This window comes from Streptomyces caeruleatus, assembly GCF_001514235.1.
Classification (GTDB): Bacteria; Actinomycetota; Actinomycetes; order Streptomycetales; family Streptomycetaceae; genus Streptomyces; species Streptomyces caeruleatus.
The window spans coordinates 314,477-328,285 of the sequence record NZ_KQ948929.1; the positions used below are offsets into that span (position 1 = coordinate 314,477).

The following is a 13,809-nucleotide window of genomic DNA, read 5'->3' on the forward strand; positions in this document are numbered from 1 at the left end:
TTTCGTCGTGGTCGTCGGACGGGGGACCCGGCGCGGACGGGCGCGGGTCTGCGGTCCGATGGGGTCGTGCGGTTCGTTCGCGTGGTCAGGAGTGCGGGGAGGGCCGGCCGAGCAGGCGTATCGCGCAGGCCGCGAGACAGACGGCGGTCACGCCGCAGGCCCAGGGCAGTACGACCGGGCCTGGCGGCAGGCCCAGGAGGAGCACCGCCCCGGCCGGGCCGGCGGCGGCCAGGCAGAGCGCGGCCGGCGGCCAGGCCACCCCGAACGCCTGAAGCAGCAGGGCGGTCCACAGGGCGGCCGCGAGCAGGAGCAGGGTGGCCGGGTCGGAGCCAGTGAGCAGGGCCGCGGGCAGCAGCAGGGACAGATAGCCGGTCAGGCACAGGCCGAGGACGGCGGTCGAACGCAGCAGGAATCCGGCGGGAGTCGCGCTCACCCGCAGCGCGGCGACCGACCAGCCGCGGTAGCGGTACAGCAGCCACTCGGCCGGGCCCATGCTGAGCGTCAGGGCGATCACCGCGTACGGCTGCCGTCGGCCCTCCAGCATGACGAGCACGGCGGCGGCGAGCCCGAACAGTCCGTACGGCAGGGACGCGCGAAGCGCCGGCCGTACGGCGTCGGAGGCGGCCGGGCCGGCGCGCCCCGCCCACAGGACCCGGCCGGCGGCCCCCAGCGTGGCCAGCAGCGCCAACAGCGGCAGTCCGACCCGCAGTTCCGGTCCGGGCTCCCCCCACGGCAGCACCGCGGCGCCCACGATCAGCGGGCTGAGCGCGGCCAGCAGCAGCCGCTCCCGGGCCAGGACCAGCAGGACGCTCGCGCCGGCCAGGTACAGCGACTGGGCGGCCGCCACCGTGAGAGCCAGTGCCCCGGCCCCGGGGAGCGCCGCGAGTGCCGTGGCCGCGGCGGCGCCCACGAGGGACCCGGTCAGCAGCGTGCCGGATGCCTCCCGGCGTCCGGTGACCAGGCGCAGATGCGCGCGGTGGCCCAGTGCCTGCCCCCACGCCCAGGAGGCGATGCCCGCCACGATCAGCACGGGGGCGTGCCCGTCGACGGCCCACAGGGGCGCGGTGAGCAGGTAGGCAAGGGCCGGCAGCGCGAACAGCACGCCGCGCAGGAGGCAGCGCAGGGTGTCGGGTCGCCACGGGTCGGCCGCGCGGGGCGGCTCGGGGAACGTCCGGGGCACCCGCTCGTACAGGGCCGTCGCCAGGGAGAAGAGGTTCGGGTGGCCGTACCGCTCCTTGATCACCGTGGCGGACAGGCCCTCGGCCTCCAGCAGGGCCGCCACCTCGTAGGGATGGACGGCGGGTCCGATGGCGTCGGCGAGTTCGGCGGCGAGTGTGCTGACCGCCTCCTCGTCGGGACCGTGCCGGGGCAGCCGGATCGCGAGCGTGGCGTCGTCCAGGGCCCAGCGCGGGCGGCGGCGCGGCGGGCGGGGTTCGGCCAGCCGCAGCGCGAGGGTGTCCTGTCCCGCGTCGCCGGGTTCGAGGGATATCGGACCGCTCATCCGGTCAGACTCCCTGTACCGGTGACCGCCGGGCCGGTGACCGCCGGTGTGGGCAGCACGACTCTGGCGGGCAACTCCGCCTTCCCTGCGGCCAGTTCGTGGTAGATGGCGCGGAAGGTGTCGATGGTCTGGCGCAGGGTGAACTGTTCGATGACCCGCAGCCGGGCGGCCTCGCCCATCGCCCGGCGCCGGACGGGATCGCCGAGGAGCTCCAGCGCGGCGGCGGCCATCGCGGCCGGGTCGCGCGGCGGCACGACAAGCCCGGTGTCGCCGACGGCCTCGCGGACGCCGCCGACGTCGGTGGAGACGGTCGCCCGGCCGCACGACATGGCCTCGATCAGCGTGAACGGGAAGCCCTCGCTGATGCTGGACAGCATCACCACGTTCCCGGCGGCGTAGGCGTCCTTGATGTCGTCGACGCGGCCTTCGAAGGTCACCGCGTCGCCGTGTCCCAGTTCGGCGGCGAGGGCCTCGCAGCGTTCCCGGTACGCCTCGCCGCCCCGGGGTGTGCCGCCGAACAACCGCAGGCGTACCTCCGGCAGTCGGTCCCGTACGAGGGCGAAGGCGCGGATCAGGGTCTCCAGGTCCTTGATCGGGTCGACCCTCCCGGCCCAGCTCAGGGTGAGCGTCTCCGGCTCCGGTCCGGCCGGCGGGAAGGCGGCGGGGTCGACGCCGTTGTAGACGGTGCGGATCGACTCGGGGTCGGCGCCGCCCTGCTCCTCCCACAGGCGGTTGTAGCGGTTGCCCGGGGTGATCAGTGCCGCCTGGCGGTAGCTCTCCTCCGCCAGCAGCCGGAAGAAGCCCAGGATCACCGCCTTCACCGGCCAGCGGTAGGGCGCGGTGCGATAGCCGAGGTAGCGCTCGCGCAGGTAGACGCCGTGCTCGGTGAGCAGCAGCGGAACTCCGTGCCGCTCGCGTGCGGCCAGCCCCGGCAGGACGGCGACGCCTCCGCTGACGGCGTGTGCGACGCCGTGCCGCGGTGGTGGCGCGGCCAGTGGGCGCAGCGCGTGTTCGAGCAGGGCGGTGGCGGTGAGCGCGTCGTGCAGGGTGGGCCGCGCCTCGCGCACGGCCAGCCCGGGACGCGTCCATACGGCGGTCAGGATGCTGATCGTCGTGTCGCCCCGGAGGAACGCGCTGAGTTCGCCGCTTCCCGCGGCCCGCGCCAGGGTGTGCAGCGCGGGTGCGAAGCCGTTCTCGGCGCCGGGGTCGACGAGCGCGGTCAGGAACCGCTCGTAGGCGTCGGCGAGCCGCCTGCGGGTCCGGCCGCGGGGCGCGCGGCCCTCGGGTGCGGCGCCCCACATGGGGACGGACACGACGCCGCGGACATGGTCGGGCAGGTCCCACACGATCGGCTCCCGTCCGGTGCCGGTGACGGCGATGACGTCGAACTCGATGTCGGGCATGCCGGTGACGAGCTGGTCGCACCAGACGCTCACACCGCCATGGCTGTGCGGGTAGGTGCCTTCGGTGAGCAGGGTGACGCGCGCGGTGTCGTCGTGTCGCGCGCCGTGGTGAACGTGCATGGATGTGCTCCACGGCCGAGGTGTGGGCGGGGGTGCCGGTCGAGCCGGTCAGCTCCCCGTGGGAGAGACGGGCTCGGCCACGCCCTCGGGCACGCGGGCGTCCGGTGCCGGGGCGGTGACCGGCGCGGAGGCGTCCGTGCCGGTGACCGTGGCGGGGGCCGCGGACCGCGGCAGGGTGAGGGTGAGCGGCGTGGCGGTCGCGGCGGTCCACGCGGAGCGTTCACCGGCGTACGCCTCGCCGAAGGCGGAGCCGTCCCGTGCGGTGCCCTCGGGCATCGTGGCGGGGACGTCGACGCCTGCGGGGCTCTCGACGGTGACGGTGTCGCCGATCCGGTAGGCGGTGACCTGACCGTCGGCCACCGCGGTCCGCCACGAGGCGCGCCGCTTCAGCTCGCTGCCGATGTCCTTCATTCTCAGGTTGACCAGCGGGGTGTTCTGCGCGAACAGCGTGCCGTAGGTGTCGAGGACGCCGTCCAGGACCGGGTAGGCGATGCGGTCCTCGGCCAGGTTGGACTGGTGGATGAAGTGCGGCTTGGGGTCGTTGCCGAGGACGTGGCCGAGGGCGATCTGCCGCTCCAGGGGCACGATGTGCCGGTCGTAGCCGGTCGCGGTGTCGAGCGGCTCGGACAGGCAGGTCGTGGTGGCCGGGTTGTCCTCGCAGATGCCGCTGCCGCCCTGGGCGCGGCTGGTGTAGATCCAGTTGTACTCGTCGACCTGCTCGGCGGCGCGGCCCGCGTTGTAGAAGATGTTCATCGGGTAGCGGGGCACGGTCGTGGCGGGGCCGACCTGCCGCTGGCCGGGTTCGCGGGAGTTGTCCGAGGCGAGCCAGGCGATGCCGGTGTCGGCGAGGGCGAGCGCCAGGTTGGGGTTGTCGGCCGGCTGCTGCGGCAGCACCTTGAGTCCGGAGTGCTCGCCTGTCACCAACTCGTCGTCGTCCAGCGGGAGTTGGGCCGACCGGCCCCAGGCGCTGTTGTGGGCGATCTCGTCGGCGACGTCGGCGCGGCTGACCCATTTGGTGCTGCCGTCGGCGTTGGTGGCGCAGCGCCAGGGCACGACCGAGGTGTCCTGTTCGCAGCCGAGGAAGGCGTGCGTGTAGGTGTGGTTGATCCAGCGGAACTCGGCCCGGTCGGTGACGAGCCGGTCGGCCAGCGGGTCGGCTCCGTTGTTGTCCTCGCGGTGGTCGACGCTGCCGGCGCCGTTGTAGGCGAGGTCGAGGGTGAGGCCGCGCTCGCGCTGCCAGGTGACGGCGTGGTCGACGTCGGCGGGCGTCATCCTGATCGGGTCGGGCGTGGCGTTCGGGTCCGTGCAGTCCACGTCGCCGGGTGTGCAGTTGAGGGTGGAGTTCCAGCGGTCGTCGGCCGCGAACACGTCGTCGACGTGGACGGCGAAGTAGTTGCGGGACGCGCCCAGGTGCACCCCGCCGGTCATCCACTCGACGATGCCGCGGGCGAGCAGCCGGAACTGCTGCTGGTACTCGTTGTAGACGAAGGTGACGACGAGTTCACGCCGCCCGTCGTGCCGGTACTCCCCCACCAGCGAGCCCTGCTTGGCGGTGCCCGGGATCGGCGCCTGCACATAGGGGGTGAAGTCGGCGCCGGCCGTCGGAGTCGACAGATAGGCATAACTCTCGCCGACGGTCGGCGAGTTGTCCTCGAACGGCACCGGCCCGTCGAGGTAGCCGAACGCCCCCGCCCGCCCGGCCTCCGTCACCTGGGCCCGCACCCCGTCGACGCTGCCCGCGTAGCCGCCGTACACCGGGTACTGGAGGCCGGTCTCGGGGCGGGCGTAGGTGTAGGCGTCGACCTGCGGGATGTCGTAGGCCTGCTCGTATGCCGCGAGGGCGGCCATCTCCGGCGAGTTCGCCGGGAACGGGTTGTCGTTGGGCAGCACGACCGCCTGGAACTTGGCGCGGTCCCGGCCGTCCACGGTGTCCGCGAGGTAACCGGCGTCGATCACCGGGCGGTCGGACCGCGTGAGGTCGATCTCCGTGTACGGCGTTCCCGCGGTGTCCAGTTCGGCGGCGATGGCGTCGGTGGCCGGGCCGCCGTCGCTGACGACGAGCACCCGCAGATCGATGCGGGGCGGCGGGGTCGCCGCGTGTGCGGCCGGCGCGCCGAGCGCCGATATGAGCGCGCCCGTCGTGAGCAAGGTGGTGCCTAAGGTCCGCTTCATGCGGTGCTGTCCCCTCCCAGGGCAGGGGTGACTACTGCTCCGCTGAGCGGACGCACCCCCGCGCGTGACGCCGGCTTCCCCCTCAGTCGCCGGTCGTCGACCCATCCGTCGCGTCAAATAGTGAGGTATCTGTGGAGCTTTCGTGCTCTTGCTGCGGAACCTGACGGAAAAACGCAGGTGCGGGACGGGGGGTCGCTCCGCCCGGACCGTGTGCTCGACCGGGGATCACGGCCGCCCGCGGGGGTGGCTTCGGCCTCTGCCGCGCAGGTGGGAGGGGTGTTCACCGCATCCGCGGACGGTCGGGGAACACCGGTGCGACTGCCACTGGTATGGACCGGTGTGCCGGTCGGCCCCGCGCCGGTTTCAGGTCACCCGCATTACTCTGCTGGTCCTGTTCGTGATCGGGGACATCCCCGGCACCGGCATCTACGCCACCACCGGTCAGGTCGCCGGCGAGGTCGGCGGCGCGCCGGGACCGGGTCGAGCACCCACACTTCCGTACGCCGACCGTCCTGCCGGTGCTCGGCGCGATCACCTCGCTCATCCTGGCGAGCCCTCGGCCCGGTCAGGCGGTCGTCCAGGGCCGGAGCTCCTCGGGGTTGAGCAGCGCCCAGATCCGCGCGACGTGCTCGGGGGCTGGGGCGTGAGCGGCCTACCCGGCGTCGATCTGGTGGTCGGCCCAGACATAGCTCGCGGGCAGCAGGTCGGTGACGAGGACGGTTCGGACGCGGTCGCCTTCGCCGACGATGACCTTGAGGTCGGGGAAGTAGTCGAGAAGTGCCTGGCGGCACCGGCCGCACGGGGGAACGACGCCGCGGTCGCGGTCGCCCACGGCGACGATGGTGTCCAGGTCGTAGACGCCCTGGGCGGCTGCCGCACCGATGAGGACCAGCTCGGCGCACGGCCCTCCGGTGAAGTGGTAGGCGTTCACCGCGGTGACGATGCGCCCGTCCCCGGCGCGGGCCGCGGCCGCCATGGTGTGGTTGTCGCCCCGGCACCGCGTGCGCGCGACGTCGGCCGCGGCCTGGATCAGCTCGTGGTCGACGTCCTGGATCTGCGTGGTCATGCTCTCTGCCTTCGTCCGGTGTCAGACGACGTTGACCCGCCCGACCCTGATGCGCAACCGAGTATCCGCGGTTCCTGCTTACTGCTCATCCCGGTTGGCCCGGCCTCGGTGGCGGCAGGGTGAGGGCCGCATGGGCGGGCCGCGCCTCCGCGGAGGGCACGGTTGCGGCCCTGAGGCCGCGCAGCATGTCGTTGCGCCGCTGCAGACCCCGGGCGGTGGTGGGGAAGAGTGGGGCGTCGCCCTCGCCGATCTGGTCCTGGTTCAGCGTCACGAAGCCACGGGTGCCGTGTTCGTAGGCGGCGAAGCCCGCGGCGGCGTCCCGGTCGGCGAGGGAAGCGGCGAGCATGTACGCGCCGACGAGCGCGAGGCTGGAGCCCTGACCGGTAAGGAAGGAAGGTGCGTACGCGGCGTCGCCGAGCAGCGCGACCCTGCCGCTGGACCAGCGAGGCATACGGATCTGGCTGACCACGTCGGTGAACAGGTCGTCCGCGTCGCGCAGGGCGGCGAGCATGCCCGGGACCTCCCATCCCGCGTCGGCGAACGTCGCGGCGACCAGGTCCCGTTGGGCCCGGGGATCACGGAACGCGCCGAACGAGTCGGGGGCTTCCGGCTGGGCGAAGGTCAGGAGGGCGTGCACCTCGTCGCTGTCCCCCACGGCGTAGAGAGCCGCGGCTCTGCCCGGGGTGTTCCACATCATGACCTCGTGGGAGAGACCGAAGGTGTTGCGCAGGGTGAAGCCGGCGAAGCAGTACCCGAGGTAGCGGTGGAACTGCTCTTCGGGGCCGAACAGCGACTCCCGGGTACGCGAGTGCAGACCGTCCGCGCCGAACACCATGTCGAACGTACGCCGGCCGCCCCCGCGGAAGGTGACGTCGACCCCGTGGCCGGACTGGTCGAGGGTCTCGACACAGTCGTCGAACAAGAACTCCACGTCGTCACGGACCGCCCCGTACAAAGCCTCCGTCAGATCCCCGCGCCGCACCTCCAGGTCCTGGCCCGCGACACTGCCGGCCACGGCGTGCGGGTCGACCGAGGCCACCGTGCCGCCGTCCGCGTCGAGGAAGGTCAGCCGACGCAAGTCGACGTGCGCGTCGCGCAGTTGGGGCAGGATCCCCATCCTGCGGACGACCTCCAGTGCGGTGCCGCGTACGTCGACGGGGTAGCCGCCGCTGCGTAATGCGGCCGCCTTCTCGACCACGGTGACGGCGTATCCGTAGCGGTTCAGCCAGAAGGCGAGTGCGGGACCCGCGATGCTTGCGCCCGATATCAGGACCTCGCGTCTCCGGGCCGGGGTACGGGCAGCCGTCAACGGGTGGGTGCTGGTCATTTCCTGACTCCTTTGCTCATGGTGCGAACGGCGAGGAGGGACAGCGCCGTGACGGCGCCGGCGATGACGAAGCCGGTGACGAAGGCCGATTCGGCCGGGTCGTCCGTACCTGGACGGGTTCCGGCGGCGAGGAAGGCGCCGCTGACCTGTGCGCCGGCGGCGAAGCCGATCACGCGCGTCACCAGGACCAGGCTGGTGGCGGTGCCGGTGTTGCCGTGGTCGACGGAGGTGGCGGTCCTGACGACCATGGCCGTGATGCAGACACCGCTGGCCAGGGCGACCAGTGCCTTGCCGACGACGAGGTGCCAGACCGCGGTGTGCAGGACCGCCATGGCGAGCAAGGTGGCCGTCATGGTGCCGATTCCGGCGGTGACCACGGCAGTCGAGCCGAAACGCCGCGCCGCGGCCCCGCCGAGCGGCCCGCTGACGGCCCCCGCGACGGCCCCCGGCAGGAGGTACCGGCCGATGTCGGTGGAGTCGGCCCCGAAGCCGTACCCGTCGGCGGACACCGCGAACAGCTGCGGCACGAGGAACATCGACACCGCGGTCCCTACGCACACGGCGAAGGTGATCGCGTACGAGCTCCATGTCTGCGGCTTCGCCGCCAGGCGCAGATCGACCATCGGCGAGGGCGAACGGCGTTCGACGCGGATCCATCCGGCGGCCAGCAGCGCCAGGAGCACGAGGAGGGCGCCCAGTACGAGTGGCCGGGCCCCGAGTTCGGGTGCCATCGAGAGGCCGAGCATGAGCGTCAGCAGGATGCCGCTCAGGAGAGCCAGGCCGGGCCAGTCGATCCTGGCGTCCGGCCGGGTCGGCGGATCGTCCGGCATCAGCCGGTGGACGAACAGGGTCGCCACGACGATCGCGATCGTGGGTATCGCGAACATCCAGTGCCGGGACAGCCCTTCCGCGACGGGCCCGGCCATCAGCGTGCCCAGCATGCCGCCGCCCACGAACAGCCCGCTGACCACCCCGATGGCCACCTGGGACTCTCCCGTCGGGAGGTGCCTGCGTACCAGGATGAACGACAGGGGCATCGCACCCACCATCGCGCCCTCCAGTACCTGGCCGAGCAGCAGCACCGGCAGGTTCGGCGCCAGCGAGGACACCAGGCCGCCGGCCGAGACGACCGCCATCAGCCGGAGCATGACCCGTCTCCCGCCGTAGCGGTCACCGAGGTTGCCCGCGACGGGCGTGACGAGAGCGCCGGTGATGAGCAGGGTGATGCTGAGTAACGCCCCTTGGGCGGGGCTGATCGACAACTCGCGTTGCAGCAGCGGGAGCGTCGGTGTCACCACCGACTCCAGTGCCCCGGTGGCGACTGCCAGCATGCCGAGAGCCCCGACGGCGGCCCTCCCGGCGCGGACCGGGGGAGCCAGGGTCGTGGTCATGAACGTCCTTTCCTTCGGTGCCGGGTACATCCAGGAACTACCGGGACTACACTACACCGTGCAGTGTAATCAGGTTAGGATGCGACCATGCCGACCACGAAGACACTGCGCGAGGGCTCCACGCGGAAGCGGGCAGCCATCCTCACCGCGGCCCGGGAACTGTTCCTCGCCGACGGCTTCGACCGGACCAGCGTCGACGCGGTCGCCGCCCGGGCCGGGGTGTCCAAGCGGACGGTCTACGACTACTTCGGCGACAAGCGGACGCTGCTGCAGGCAGTCGTCGACGGCGTCGGCCAGTCCCTGATCACCACGATCCGGCGCATCCTCGACGACACGCTGGCCGATCCCGCCGAGGCCGCCGACCTCGAGGACGTCCTGGTCACGTTCTCGACGCGGATCGCGACCGACATGCTCGGCTCGGCGGAGTACGCGACGCTGCAACGACTGGTCCGCGCGCAGTCCGGACTCGGTGAGGGCGGCGAGAACTCCCTGGCCGACGCCCCGGACGAGGCACTGGCCGAGCGGTTCGCCGCCTTCGCCGAGGCCGGCCTCCTCGACGTCCCCGACCCCCGGCTCGCGGCCGACCAGTTCATCGCGCTGACCTTCAGCGTCGCGCTCAACAGGTTCGGTTCCGCGAACGCCGCGGAGGACGACCGCGTCCGGCCACTCCTCGTGGAGGGCGTACGGACCTTCCTCCGGGCGTACCGGGCCAAGTAGGGGCGAGTGATCCCTCCCGCATCCCCGCTCAGGGGAATGGACCCGCCGCCACACGAGGGGCGATCGTGAACGGCATGAACGATCACCACACGTCGTCCGTCGCCCCCGACCCCCACCCCGGGTCCGCCGCGATCCGTCGTTTCTGGGGGCGGCTGGGCCTTCCCGGCCTGGTCGACGTGCACACGCACTTCATGCCGGAGCGCGTGCTGCGCAAGGTCTGGGGCTACTTCGACGCGCTCGGACCGCTGACCGGCGGGCTGGAGTGGCCGATCACCTACCGCGCCGAGGAGGCGGAACGGACCGCGCTGCTGCGGGAGTTCGGCGTACGGGCCTTCACCTCGATGCTCTACCCGCACAAGCCCGGCATGGCGCCCTGGCTGAACGGCTGGGCAGCGGACTTCGCCCGCCGCACCCCCGACTGCCTGCACACCGCCACCCTCTACCCGGAGCCGGGCGTCGAGGCCTACGTCCGCGAGGCCGTCGAGGCGGGTGCGCGGGTCTTCAAGGCGCATGTGCAGGTGGGGGCGTACGACCCGGCCGACGAACTCCTCGACTCCGCCTGGGGGTTGCTGGCCGAGGCCGGGATCCCCGTGGTGATCCACTGCGGCTCCGGGCCGGCGCCCGGCAAGCACACCGGCCCCGAGCCGATCGCGCACGTGCTGGCACGGCATCCCCGGCTGCGGCTGGTCGTCGCACATCTCGGCATGCCCGAGTACGAGGAGTTTTTCGGGCTCGCCGAGCAGTACCGGGAGGTGCGGCTGGACACGACGATGGCGTTCACGGACTTCACCGAGGGGCTCATGCCGTTCCCCCGCAGGGCCCTGCCCCGGCTGGCCGACCTCGGCGACCGCGTCCTGCTCGGCTCCGACTTCCCCAACATCCCCTATCCGTACGTCCATCAACTGCACGCCCTGGAACGGCTGGGGCTCGGGGACGAGTGGCTGCGGGCGGTCTGCCACGACAACGCCGTAGAACTGTTCGGGCTGTGACGCCCACCTTGGGCACGCTCGTGAGAATCCGACGTCTGTGCGGTGCAGCGTGTTTCGGTGTGGGTATCAGCATCGGATCCGGCAGTGCCGGTTCGGGCGGATGCGACGGGGGCGGAGCGAGTGGCGAGAGAGGCGTGGAGCGGCAGCGCCGGGATAGAGGCGGCGGACGCGGTCTTCGAGTTGATGAGGCGGCTCATCGACAACTTCCGGGACAACCCGCCGGTGACGCCGCTGGTGGTCCTTCAGGCCGGTGAGGAGGACGACAGCGGAACCCTGGACCGACGGGTCGCGCAGGTCGTGGAGTTCGTCCGGCAGGGCCATCAGCCGCGGGGGCTGATCGCCAAGCGGCTGGACGGCGGGGGCGGCGCGGACGCGTACTCCTCGGCGATCGACATGGTGCGCCAGCTGTGCGAACACCCCTGGGACAACCAGAACCAGTCGCAGTACAAGGGTTTCAGCTTTCCGCGCTCGCGGCTGCTGCGGGCCATCGAGCAGGCCGCGCCGGAGGTCGGCGGGGATGTGAGCACGGTGTGGTCCGCCGCGCAGCGGCGCGAACGGCTGATGCGGCGGCTGGCCGAGCTGCGCTGGCGGCCGGGGCGTGATCCGGACGGCGCCGACGAGGAGAGACGTGTAACGGCGCTGTCGGACACCTTCGGTGCGGTGGTGAACCCGTCAGGTTTCGTGGGCGCGATGTTCATCGCCTGTCTGAGCGTGCTGCTGGGCGAGGGCGGCTGGCAGACGGCCGTGTGGGGCGGCGCCCTGGCGCTGGCGGCGTTCGGCGTGGTGCACCTGCTGGCGCGCAGTGCGCCGCCGCTGCTGTGGCTGCGCCGGGCCAGCCGCTGGTTCGCGACCACCACGTTCCTGGCGCCTTCGAGTGACCGGCCGGAGGCCGCCGAATGGTCCCGGTGGCGGCCGACGAAGTCCTGGGAGACCATCCGCGGCCGTGCCTTCGCCGTCGCCCAGCAGGTGGTGGCAGCCCAGGCCGGTGATATGACGGCTCGTCAGTTCCATTTGGAGCTACGGGTGCTGGCGCTGCTGGAGGACCTGCGCGAGAACTTCCGGCCGCGGACGGTGGACCTGCGCCGCCGCAAGCGCACGGTTCCACCGGTGGTGTATCTGCCGTGTGCCACCGAGGACGACGGCGGCCTGCTGTTGCTGCGGGCGATCAGCAATGTACGCACCCGCCGCAGCGAGGTCGACCCGCTGCTGGTGCTGGCCGCGATCCCCGCGGCGGAGCGGCTGCGGCCGCCGGGATCCGAGGACCCGGGGCAGCTCACCGCACCGCGGCCCAACGGGCCCGGACCGGACGATCCGGAGCCTGCCTTCGCGGCGGACGCCCGGTACCAGGAGTGGGTGACCGGTCTCAACGTCGGCCAGTCCCCCGGGCGCTCGGCCGCCCTGCCGTGGATCCTGTGGATACCGCTGTCCGCCGAAGAGCTGCGCCGCCGGCACTCCGCGCAGCACTCCACCACCCGGATCCGGCGTACCGCCGCCTGGCTGCTGTGGTCCCGGCCCTGTCTCGCGGTGGTCCTCGCCATCGCCCTCGGCCTGGGCTTCCTGGGCAACCGGTGGATGGCCCAGCGCTACTGCCAGGGCCGGCTGGTCGGTTCCAACACGGACTCCGTTCTGATGGGCGGCGAGTGCGTGGGCGTCGCGACCGGGGACGTACGGCTGGCCGAGGGCAACGGGCTGGAACTGTACGGGGCCGGCAAGGGCGTCACCTTCGACGCCGTGGAGCAGGCGATCAGGGCCGAGAACGCGAAGATCGGCCCCACGGACAAGTACGTGACGATCGTCTACGCCGGCCCGGTCACCGCGACGGAGGAGTCCGACACCCGCAAGGGCCTGGAGGAGATCACGGGTGTCTACCTCTACCAGCACTACGCCAACGTCAGCACCCATCAGCCGACGAAGATAAGGGTGCTGCTCGCCAACGCCGGCCAGAACATGCTCCAGGTGCTGCCCATGGCCCGGCACATAGCGGAGCTCGCCCGGCGCGACCGGTCGGTCGTCGGTGTCGTCGGCCTCGGACGGGACACCACCGAGAGCGACGACGCCGTGGCGATCCTCAAGGGCGCGGGCCTGCCCGTGGTGAGCACCACCAACTCCGGCAGCCATCTGGCGCGGAAGCTGTCGAACTGGTTCGGGCTGGCCGCCACCGACGAGGAGGAGGCCGACGCGCTGCTCGTCGTCGCCCGCCAACTCGCCCGGCGCGAGGAGGGTGCCCGGGCCGTGGTGCTGGCCCGCAGAGTCGGCAGCGAGAAGGACTTCTACACGACCGAGCAGGCCAGAGTGGGCAAGGGGATGCTGGACCGGGCCGGCTTCGAGCCGCTGCCCTCCCACTCCTACCGGCTGAGCCCCAACGGCGAGCCGGAACTGACCGACCCGGTGGAGGACATCTGCGCGAGCGACCCGGTGCCCAGGGCCCTGTACTTCGCGGGCCGGGTGGAGGACGTACCCAACCTGATGTCCCAGCTGGGCTCCACGCCCGGCTGCTCCGGCCGGCACATCACCGTGTTCACCGGCGACGACCTGGCGAAGAGCAACTACGACGAGGGCGAGAGTCTGCGCATCCCCCCGGAGGTCACGCTCTACCACTTCGCGCTGGCCCCGATGGACCTGGTCGGCGCGGCCGGCTTCTACGAGGACGCCCACCGCGTGCTCGGCGACCTGCACCCCACCGGCACCGCGGCGACCGCGCTGGCCGACCCCGCGAAGCCCTGGGACGACGCGCTCTTCTCCAGCGGCCAGGCCGTACTGGCCTACAGCGCCACCGCGGTGCTGTACCGGGCCTCGAAGAACGGCGACGACCCCCAGACGGCTCCGGAGACCTGGGCCGACCTGCGCTGGCGCCCCAACCCGAACCTGCCGGTCGGCACGGTGAGTTTCGCCGGCAGCCAGCCCTACGCCGACCAGCGGGGCCACGGCTACAAGATCGTGCGGGTGACCTACCGAGGCCACAAGGTGCGGTCGGTCACCGTATGCGGTCGGCCCGCCGGAAGCGACGAACCGCTCTCCGCGCCGCCGGGCCGCAAGGGCGCCGACCCGGACACGGTGTGCCGCGAGGAGTGATCGCGCGGCCCGACCTCGTCCTGTCCGCCCTCGCCGGGGGCGTGAGTTCGC

Annotated in this window: 9 protein-coding genes and 1 pseudogene; 4 read left to right on the top strand and 6 right to left on the bottom strand. The window is 72.3% G+C overall.

Translation table 11 applies throughout. From position 1 onward, the window contains the following. Window positions 1-85 precede the first annotated feature (85 nt). From AQJ67_RS19660 to AQJ67_RS19670, 3 genes are read right to left on the bottom strand one after another with little or no spacing between them, the layout of a single operon-like run. Window positions 86-1,501 carry a hypothetical protein gene (locus AQJ67_RS19660; RefSeq protein ID WP_062720297.1) on the bottom strand — a complete coding sequence of 472 codons (1,416 nt, stop codon included), beginning with the start codon at window positions 1,499-1,501 and terminating at the stop codon, window positions 86-88. Beyond that, complete coding sequence (pelF, locus tag AQJ67_RS19665) at window positions 1,498-3,024, bottom strand: GT4 family glycosyltransferase PelF (protein ID WP_079056048.1); 1,527 nt, start codon at window positions 3,022-3,024, stop codon at window positions 1,498-1,500. Before pelF ends, AQJ67_RS19660 begins: the two co-directional genes overlap by 4 nt. Window positions 3,025-3,072: 48 nt before the next feature. Then, the gene (locus AQJ67_RS19670) at window positions 3,073-5,196 is read right to left on the bottom strand and encodes a hypothetical protein (protein ID WP_062720298.1); all 2,124 of its coding nucleotides are present in this window, start codon (window positions 5,194-5,196) and stop codon (window positions 3,073-3,075) included. 467 nt (window positions 5,197-5,663) lie between these two features. Here AQJ67_RS19670 and AQJ67_RS50720 point away from each other — a divergent pair. Continuing rightward, window positions 5,664-5,843: pseudogene (locus AQJ67_RS50720) on the top strand (hypothetical protein); the annotation flags it as partial. A gap of 5 nt (window positions 5,844-5,848) precedes the next feature. Here the strand turns inward: AQJ67_RS50720 and AQJ67_RS19675 are convergent. From AQJ67_RS19675 to AQJ67_RS19685, 3 genes are all read right to left on the bottom strand, one after another. Next, the gene (locus AQJ67_RS19675) at window positions 5,849-6,262 is read right to left on the bottom strand and encodes a cytidine deaminase family protein (protein ID WP_062720299.1); all 414 of its coding nucleotides are present in this window, start codon (window positions 6,260-6,262) and stop codon (window positions 5,849-5,851) included. Between the two features lie 85 nt (window positions 6,263-6,347). After that, complete coding sequence (locus tag AQJ67_RS19680) at window positions 6,348-7,589, bottom strand: FAD-dependent monooxygenase (RefSeq protein ID WP_062720300.1); 1,242 nt, start codon at window positions 7,587-7,589, stop codon at window positions 6,348-6,350. Continuing rightward, window positions 7,586-8,980, bottom strand: coding sequence for an MFS transporter (locus tag AQJ67_RS19685; RefSeq protein ID WP_062720301.1), 1,395 nt, complete (start codon window positions 8,978-8,980; stop codon window positions 7,586-7,588). Before AQJ67_RS19685 ends, AQJ67_RS19680 begins: the two co-directional genes overlap by 4 nt. An 87-nt stretch (window positions 8,981-9,067) precedes the next feature. Between AQJ67_RS19685 and AQJ67_RS19690 the strand changes: the two genes are divergently transcribed. The 3 genes from AQJ67_RS19690 to AQJ67_RS19700 all read left to right on the top strand — a co-directional run bounded on the left by AQJ67_RS19690 (window position 9,068) and on the right by AQJ67_RS19700 (window position 13,758). After that, window positions 9,068-9,697 carry a TetR/AcrR family transcriptional regulator gene (locus AQJ67_RS19690; protein WP_062720302.1) on the top strand — a complete coding sequence of 210 codons (630 nt, stop codon included), beginning with the start codon at window positions 9,068-9,070 and terminating at the stop codon, window positions 9,695-9,697. A gap of 74 nt (window positions 9,698-9,771) precedes the next feature. Next, window positions 9,772-10,686: an amidohydrolase family protein gene (locus tag AQJ67_RS19695; protein WP_062720558.1), complete on the top strand. Its 915-nt coding sequence runs from the start codon at window positions 9,772-9,774 to the stop codon at window positions 10,684-10,686. A gap of 120 nt (window positions 10,687-10,806) precedes the next feature. After that, a complete protein-coding gene (locus tag AQJ67_RS19700) occupies window positions 10,807-13,758 on the top strand; it encodes a type 1 periplasmic-binding domain-containing protein (RefSeq protein WP_062720303.1) in 2,952 nt (983 codons plus the stop codon). Window positions 13,759-13,809 lie beyond the last annotated feature (51 nt).

Bases quoted from the DNA above. Each gene is read 5' to 3' on its own strand.
- AQJ67_RS19680 (WP_062720300.1), bottom strand. From the start codon at position 7,589: ATGACCAGCACCCACCCGTTGACGGCTGCCCGTACCCCGGCCCGGAGA.
- AQJ67_RS19660 (WP_062720297.1), bottom strand. From the start codon at position 1,501: ATGAGCGGTCCGATATCCCTCGAACCCGGCGACGCGGGACAGGACACC.
- AQJ67_RS19675 (WP_062720299.1), bottom strand. From the start codon at position 6,262: ATGACCACGCAGATCCAGGACGTCGACCACGAGCTGATCCAGGCCGCG.
- pelF (WP_079056048.1), bottom strand. From the start codon at position 3,024: ATGCACGTTCACCACGGCGCGCGACACGACGACACCGCGCGCGTCACC.
- AQJ67_RS19685 (WP_062720301.1), bottom strand. From the start codon at position 8,980: ATGACCACGACCCTGGCTCCCCCGGTCCGCGCCGGGAGGGCCGCCGTC.
- AQJ67_RS19670 (WP_062720298.1), bottom strand. From the start codon at position 5,196: ATGAAGCGGACCTTAGGCACCACCTTGCTCACGACGGGCGCGCTCATA.
- AQJ67_RS19695 (WP_062720558.1), top strand. From the start codon at position 9,772: ATGAACGATCACCACACGTCGTCCGTCGCCCCCGACCCCCACCCCGGG.
- AQJ67_RS19690 (WP_062720302.1), top strand. From the start codon at position 9,068: ATGCCGACCACGAAGACACTGCGCGAGGGCTCCACGCGGAAGCGGGCA.